At 32.8% G+C, this 6,324-nt stretch carries 9 protein-coding genes; 3 read left to right on the top strand and 6 right to left on the bottom strand.

Annotated elements, in window-relative coordinates:
* Positions 1 to 1,179: 1,179 nt before the first annotated feature.
* From FYJ55_RS10070 to FYJ55_RS11570, 6 genes are all read right to left on the bottom strand, one after another.
* Positions 1,180 to 1,500, bottom strand: coding sequence for a hypothetical protein (locus FYJ55_RS10070; protein WP_154556714.1), 321 nt, complete (start codon positions 1,498 to 1,500; stop codon positions 1,180 to 1,182).
* Positions 1,475 to 1,750, bottom strand: coding sequence for a cysteine-rich KTR domain-containing protein (locus FYJ55_RS11575; protein ID WP_154556713.1), 276 nt, complete (start codon positions 1,748 to 1,750; stop codon positions 1,475 to 1,477). The genes FYJ55_RS10070 and FYJ55_RS11575 overlap by 26 nt, the downstream gene beginning before the upstream one ends.
* A gap of 9 nt (positions 1,751 to 1,759) precedes the next feature.
* Positions 1,760 to 2,503 carry a CPBP family intramembrane glutamic endopeptidase gene (locus FYJ55_RS10060; RefSeq protein WP_154556712.1) on the bottom strand — a complete coding sequence of 248 codons (744 nt, stop codon included), beginning with the start codon at positions 2,501 to 2,503 and terminating at the stop codon, positions 1,760 to 1,762.
* Positions 2,504 to 2,655: 152 nt separating this feature from the next.
* A complete protein-coding gene (locus FYJ55_RS10055; protein ID WP_229771157.1) occupies positions 2,656 to 3,066 on the bottom strand; it encodes a TetR/AcrR family transcriptional regulator in 411 nt (136 codons plus the stop codon).
* Positions 3,067 to 3,204: 138 nt separating this feature from the next.
* Complete coding sequence (locus FYJ55_RS10050) at positions 3,205 to 3,471, bottom strand: TnpV protein (protein ID WP_441689503.1); 267 nt, start codon at positions 3,469 to 3,471, stop codon at positions 3,205 to 3,207.
* Positions 3,393 to 3,584, bottom strand: coding sequence for a hypothetical protein (locus FYJ55_RS11570; protein WP_441689505.1), 192 nt, complete (start codon positions 3,582 to 3,584; stop codon positions 3,393 to 3,395). Before FYJ55_RS11570 ends, FYJ55_RS10050 begins: the two co-directional genes overlap by 79 nt.
* Before the next feature lie 922 nt (positions 3,585 to 4,506).
* Between FYJ55_RS11570 and FYJ55_RS10045 the strand changes: the two genes are divergently transcribed.
* The 3 genes from FYJ55_RS10045 to FYJ55_RS10030 all read left to right on the top strand — a co-directional run bounded on the left by FYJ55_RS10045 (position 4,507) and on the right by FYJ55_RS10030 (position 6,115).
* Positions 4,507 to 5,103 carry a DUF2975 domain-containing protein gene (locus FYJ55_RS10045; RefSeq protein ID WP_195836725.1) on the top strand — a complete coding sequence of 199 codons (597 nt, stop codon included), beginning with the start codon at positions 4,507 to 4,509 and terminating at the stop codon, positions 5,101 to 5,103.
* 2 nt (positions 5,104 to 5,105) lie between these two features.
* Positions 5,106 to 5,327 (top strand): helix-turn-helix domain-containing protein, encoded by a 222-nt coding sequence (locus FYJ55_RS10040; RefSeq protein WP_154556710.1) that lies wholly within the window; start codon positions 5,106 to 5,108, stop codon positions 5,325 to 5,327.
* A gap of 407 nt (positions 5,328 to 5,734) precedes the next feature.
* The gene (locus tag FYJ55_RS10030; protein WP_154556708.1) at positions 5,735 to 6,115 is read left to right on the top strand and encodes a hypothetical protein; all 381 of its coding nucleotides are present in this window, start codon (positions 5,735 to 5,737) and stop codon (positions 6,113 to 6,115) included.
* Positions 6,116 to 6,324: the final 209 nt, after the last annotated feature.

Here is a 6,324-nt window from a genome sequence, read left to right as displayed (position 1 = left end):
ATACAACACGAATTCACTCACATTGTGAATATGAATCTCCACAAAATTTTGAAAAACAATATTTGAAACATAAACATTAAAAAAACAGATATTTAAGTTGTCTTAAATCTTGACATAGTACCACTTGTCTATTATTGGTGTTCATCTACATAATGCGAATGAATTACTTAAGTGGTTACAGAAAAGTGGATTCCCTGATATTATGTTAGGAGATTTTAATGCGGGAGATTATAAGAAAAGATGCGAGGATAGTAAGTTTAAAGATTATAGAAATAATTATAGGAAACTGATATTGGAATATACGGATATATGTAACGGGCAAAAGACAAGACGAATGGTTTTTCCTAACGGCTTTATGTATGAAACGCCAATTGACCATGTATTAATTAAGGATAGTAGTGAACTAAAAAAAAAAGTATCAATGCAAAATTGTTAAGATAGAAAGAAATGAGGATAATGTGTCAGACCATTATCCGATATATTTTAAATTATCATGTTTAGATGAGGCAGATAAATTACATTAAACTTGGAGACAAATTCCAGTTTGTCGAACTGATAAAATCCATTTGAATACCTAAGAACAAAGAGACTTTATGTTTCTTTGTTTTTTTGTGCATTCACAAACAAACGAAGCAAACTTTGGAAGTTCTTAGTTTCATAATGAAGAAACAAGATAATTTATTAAAAGAAGTTGTTAGTTTCTTAGAGAAGCTGTTAGTTTCATGAAAACAAAGATGTCTCCCCAAAACTAACGACTTCCATTGTTGGTCTTTTTTTATGTCTGTTTGCTCGTTTCCCTTAAACTAAGCGTTACTTTTATAAAACTGATTCAGTGAAATGAACGCATTTCCCTTAAACTAACAATTTCTTTTAGAAAACTCATACAGTGATTTGGCACTAAAACGGTTAAACTAAGAATTACGTTTAGAAAAGTGAAACAGTGATTTGACACGTTTTCCTTAAACTAAGAAGTTCCAAAGATTCTAGAGGCTTTTTCAAGAACGTTGTTGTAGGAGTGTTCGTTTACCAATTATTTATGTGGTATTTTCTCGTTTTCTCTCACGGCGTTTTCATAATCATCTCAAATGGGGACAACTCGATCAAAACATTACTTTTAATAGTGTGCAATTTCAGGTCTATTGAAAGAGGCTGTCGAGAAGGTATAAAAAAAGAACCTCATTACTGAGATTCTGTTTCGTTTTGTTTTGAGTCTGATTCCAACTCATCAAGTTCTTTTACATGTGTTTCTACGCTTCTTACTTCATTACCTGTTGTCTCACTCATATCTGATTCGTTTGTTTGTTGGGTTTCAAGAGGCTTATCAGAGATTGATGTGAAATAACCTGGATTACTAGGTCCGCCATCTATGCGTGCTGCGGTTGAATCTATGTATGTTGGATCGTATTTTGTACCAGCTCCTCCGACTAGAGAAGTACAGTTAATAAGCGTATCTGTAGAATTGCTACCAATATAATCACTTTGAACATAGACAGTTTTCAATGCCTTTTAAATTGGTGAGTTTAAATGTCACTGAAAACATCCAAGAAACATTATATACATTTTGAGTATTCCATTTTGATAGATCTAAATTATTAATAGAGTTGCATCCATCAAACATTGCAATTGTTTCCCGCTTACATTTCGGACAGTAGAGAGGAAAGTTTTTTAATTCCGTATCTTCCCGTATCATAGTACGGGTTTTATTGCCGCATACAGGGCGATATATCCATTCTGAAATAATAGTTGGCATATAATATCATCACCGCCTATCACTATTTTCATATTCATCAAATTGTTTTGTTTTTTTCAATATCCACAGTGCGTAACTTAAGCTAATAATACATAATACTGCACTTGAAATAACATGAAACTTCATTAAAGAATTTTCAACAGCAAAAACGCTCGAAGAATTTACAAAACTATGTGCAATAATACACGGTAAAAGGCTCTTTCCTTTGTAAAAAATAATTGTAAAAAGAAAACCTATTGCGATTGCATAACAAACTTGTAAGAGTGTAGGTATTAAATCTTTTCCGTTCAGTAAGTTTACAATATGTCCAATTCCAAAAGTAACACTTGAGATAACAATCGCCAACTTTACATTGTCATTGTATAATGCTTTGAACAGAAATCCACGAAAAATAATTTCTTCAATGAATCCAACGCAGAGCATACTTAAAATATATAACACAGTTTCTAAAACAGACAGCTTCATCGTAACGCCATTCCATAGGTTAATACTCATAATTAGAAGTAGCGGAGTAAAATATAAGAAATTTCTAAGGCTTCCATTAAAAGAACACAGACCGTATTTTTCTTTTAAGTTGTGTTTACTCACAAAAACTAAAAGAAGCAATGTAAAAACTATAGAAACGGGTGCAGCTATTATTTTTTCAGTGCCAAGCGAAGCAGAAAAGCTGTCAGCAACACTAAACAAAACAACATAGGAAATAATCCAAACCAATGAGAAATTTAATTCATTTTTCTTATATAAACGATACATTATAATCCTCCTTTCAATGAATAAACTGTTCCGTCAAATACCAAGTCTTAATCAGATATAATCGTCTGTTCGTCATAGGTCATTTCGTTATTTGCAAACATACTTGCATATCCGTGTGCAATCAGGAATAATGAACGGAAAATGGTTTTCGCCTATTCTGTATTGGCCTCTACTTCTTTACTCAGTATAGCTATAATAGGCTGTAATTCTTCAGAATTTATCAACTCAGAAATATTTTTTCCTATAAACTCATTTGTTTGAAATAGAAACCGAAACAAATTTTTTTCTGTTTCAGCAAAGCGTATATAATTCAGTCCAATATCTTTCATCGGATTTTCACTCTGAATATTAGCTATATATTCGGAATGATACTCATCTGCCTTAACATATACAGTTTTTTTCAATTGCTCTATTGTTTTAAAATGATACATAACAGGTTGAGTGGAACAGCCTAATTTTTTTGATACAGTTCGTGCATTGATATTTTCTGCTCCCTCACTTCGTGCTATCTCAAATGCTGCATCTATAATCATCTCTTTTGTAATTTTCACCTTTGGTGGCATATTTTTCACCTCTCTGCCTTTTATAATTATTGTTATATAACATAAATTATAATAAAAGGAGAGATTTTTGTCATGTTTCGTAACGAAAATTTAGTAAAAATAAGCGACAGAGAATTTACTCCCTGCCGCCTTGTCTACTTATGCGAATATAATTTCCCTCTCCACAATCTCCATAGCACAAGCCCGATTGTTATTCATCTGTCCAACCCATTCTAAGGCATTTTTCGCCTTTAGGCGTTCCGTGATACCCTGTGCCTGCTTCATCTGTTCTACAATCCTTTCAAAGCGTTCCTCCGCCCGTTTATCGACATCCGCAAGATAAGCATTCAACTTGCCACTTGTGAGTAGCGTGGCGTAAAACGCCCTCTTATGTTCCTGTAAACATCGTTTGTGTCGCTGCCCCATAAACCGATAGGTTTCTTTTCTTTTTCGGCTGGTAAGGTCAGGCAAGGGATACAATAATCTCTTTGCAGTTCATACCAAAGACCATTGCTTTCATCATAAATATACTTGTTCATTAAAAAATCCTCCACTATAATATATTCGCACATATGTCACAGTTCTCCGATTGCCACACTCTGTTATATCTTGTTATGGGATTTTCTTTCCCTTAATTTTGCCCTTATAAGCAGTCAGGGAGAGAGTAAACTTGTGTGCAATCATATAAAGGGATAAGGCGAACACATTGCGATAAATACTTTATTTTCAAGGCTTTTGGAGGATTTTATTGATAGACTATAACCTCTGCTAAGAGGCTATAAAATTGTGTTATTCAAATTCCAGTTTGTCGATGTATAGACAAAACTAGTAACGGGTAAACCTCATCAATTTACCCGCTTTTTTTTATGCCTTCTATTTAACTATTGGGAGTGTTTTGGAGGTTTCCGTGAGGATGGTTTGTCCAAGTTGTAAAAAGAGAAGACCTTCATCGAAAGCACCTGCATCTAAGAATATCTGTGATTACATCTCGAACGCCTAAGAACAAAGAGACTCAATGTTTCTTTGTTTTTTTATGCTTTCACAAACAAACGAAGTAAACTTTGGAAGTTCTTAGTTTCATGAAGTGAAAACAAATCTTTTTCGTAAACGTAACGCTTAGTTTAAGATTACGATAACAGATTATTTTTCTAAACGTAACGCTTAGTTTAAAAAACTAGAAACAAGATATTTTCGTAAACGTAACGCTTAGTTTCATGAAAACACTTTTTCTGTTGCGGATACAAAACATACCATGAATATGGTTATTCGCCCTATCAATGATCCAGGCATGTATATTTCAAATGTATTCTTGATTTGAAAGGATCGTGAATTATCTTTTGCAGGCAAACTATTTTTAGAAAAAATTGGCGTTTTAAAGTAAATCATATTGACTTATTATTTATGTAATATATAATTAAATTAACGATAAACATTAAATATTTAATGTTAGGAGGTAATATCATGAATGATAAGTCTAAAGATTTATTAAAGAAAATGTGCTTTATTTTAAAAATCGTTCGATGGGTTTGTTTAATTTCTGTTGTGTTGTTAATTGGACTAAGCTTATTTTATGCCTTCAACAAGGATGTATATAATACGCTATTTGGAAGTATAAGAATTGACTATCTTCAATTGATTTTTAATGATGATTTGGCATTAAATAAAGATAAAATGTCCATGTGGTTACCATTGATTTTCTTAATCACCGCTATATTTGTATTTATTATATATAAAGCTGTACAAACAATTGAATCCATTTGTACGATTGCGATGGATCATACTCCATTTGATGTTCGTGTTTCTAACCACATAAAAAAACTTGCCAAGTATATTCTTGCAGGGGGTATTGTCTTTAATATTCTTGAAGTATGTCGAGTTATGTACTTTAAACAAATCATCAACTTTGATCTACTTTTCAACACTAAATATGTTACACAAATCAATTTTGGTATTCGTCTTCACTTAAGCTTCCTCGTTTTTGCAGCTCTAATCTATTTGTTATCTTATATATTTAGATATGGACAAGAACTACAACAATTGAGTGATGAGACATTGTAATTATGGGTAAGATCATATTGCGATTAGATCGTGTCATGGCCGATCGAAAAATGAGTTTAAAAGAGTTGTCTGAAAAAGTTGGCGTCAGCAATGTCAACTTATCAAAAATGAAAACAGGTAAGATTTCTGCGATTCGCTTCTCTACTTTAGCAGCTATTTGTGAAGTATTAAATTGTCAACCTGGTGATATATTGGAGTATGTAAAGGACGATGAAAATAGCTAGAAGCACAAACTTCTAGCTATTTTATTATGATTTTAAATTTCAATAACACTACATACTATATTTCAAATTCAGTTAATCCCATTATTGTCTGTTCATGCACACTGAATATAAGAAAAGATTCGTCATATATTTTTAGTATATAATAATTATTCAATTGCATCTTTTCTAATATAATGCGATGCGCGGCCTATACCTTTACGAATAATAGTACCATCTTCAACTAATTTTTTTAGTGCCGATTCCACAGAAGAACTGCCTAAACTCGGGCAATTTTCCATAGCATCTCTTTTCGTAAAGGTACCTATTGTACTATTTACATATGTTTTAACAACAGCAAGTCCAAAGGGAAGATCGAGACCATCGACAAGAAGTTCATTGTACGTGTTAACAACAAGCATTTCAAACAGTTGAAAGGCGCTATCGACATTGTTAATCAAGCAAGAACTGAAGAACTTGAAGATGAACGTATTCTTACGATTGCTGAGGAAGAGAAGAACAAATATCAAATGCCTGAATCCAACATCAGCAACATGGTTTATGAGAGCAAGATGATGACAAAGGTCATCGACTTGGTCCGTGAAATCTATGTAGAGTTTGACTCTGACTCAATCGGCAGAGCAACTCGAATGGTTTTAGAAGAAGATGTCAATCATCGTCTGAAACCACATGAAGTAGCTAAACAGGTGATCGCCATTCTAAATGAGGAGCTTGTAAAGCCAAAGAGAAAGGCTACAAGAAGAACTCCTGCATCGAAGAACATCTGTGATTACATTACAGATGATAACTAACAAAGAGACTTTGTGTTTCTTTGTTTTTTTATGCTCACCAAGGCAAAAGAACCTTTTACTTTGGCATAGGGATCATCAAAAGCTGGTACTATGTCAAGATTTAAGACAACTTAAATATCTGTTTTTTTAATGTTTATGTTTCAAATATTGTTTTTCAAAATTTTGTGGAGATTCATATTCACAATGTGAGTGAATTCGTGTTGTATTAT

Source organism: Holdemanella porci (assembly GCF_009696075.1).
Taxonomy (GTDB): Bacteria; Bacillota_I; Bacilli_A; order Erysipelotrichales; family Erysipelotrichaceae; genus Holdemanella; species Holdemanella porci.
Note: the sequence above shows the minus strand (reverse complement) of the source record. Positions and strands in the feature narration are given on the sequence as shown.

Bases quoted from the DNA above. Each gene is read 5' to 3' on its own strand.
- FYJ55_RS11570 (WP_441689505.1), bottom strand. From the start codon at position 3,584: ATGAACAAGTATATTTATGATGAAAGCAATGGTCTTTGGTATGAACTG.
- FYJ55_RS10045 (WP_195836725.1), top strand. From the start codon at position 4,507: ATGAATGATAAGTCTAAAGATTTATTAAAGAAAATGTGCTTTATTTTA.
- FYJ55_RS10050 (WP_441689503.1), bottom strand. From the start codon at position 3,471: ATGGGGCAGCGACACAAACGATGTTTACAGGAACATAAGAGGGCGTTT.
- FYJ55_RS10040 (WP_154556710.1), top strand. From the start codon at position 5,106: ATGGGTAAGATCATATTGCGATTAGATCGTGTCATGGCCGATCGAAAA.
- FYJ55_RS10060 (WP_154556712.1), bottom strand. From the start codon at position 2,503: ATGTATCGTTTATATAAGAAAAATGAATTAAATTTCTCATTGGTTTGG.
- FYJ55_RS11575 (WP_154556713.1), bottom strand. From the start codon at position 1,750: ATGCCAACTATTATTTCAGAATGGATATATCGCCCTGTATGCGGCAAT.
- FYJ55_RS10055 (WP_229771157.1), bottom strand. From the start codon at position 3,066: ATGCCACCAAAGGTGAAAATTACAAAAGAGATGATTATAGATGCAGCA.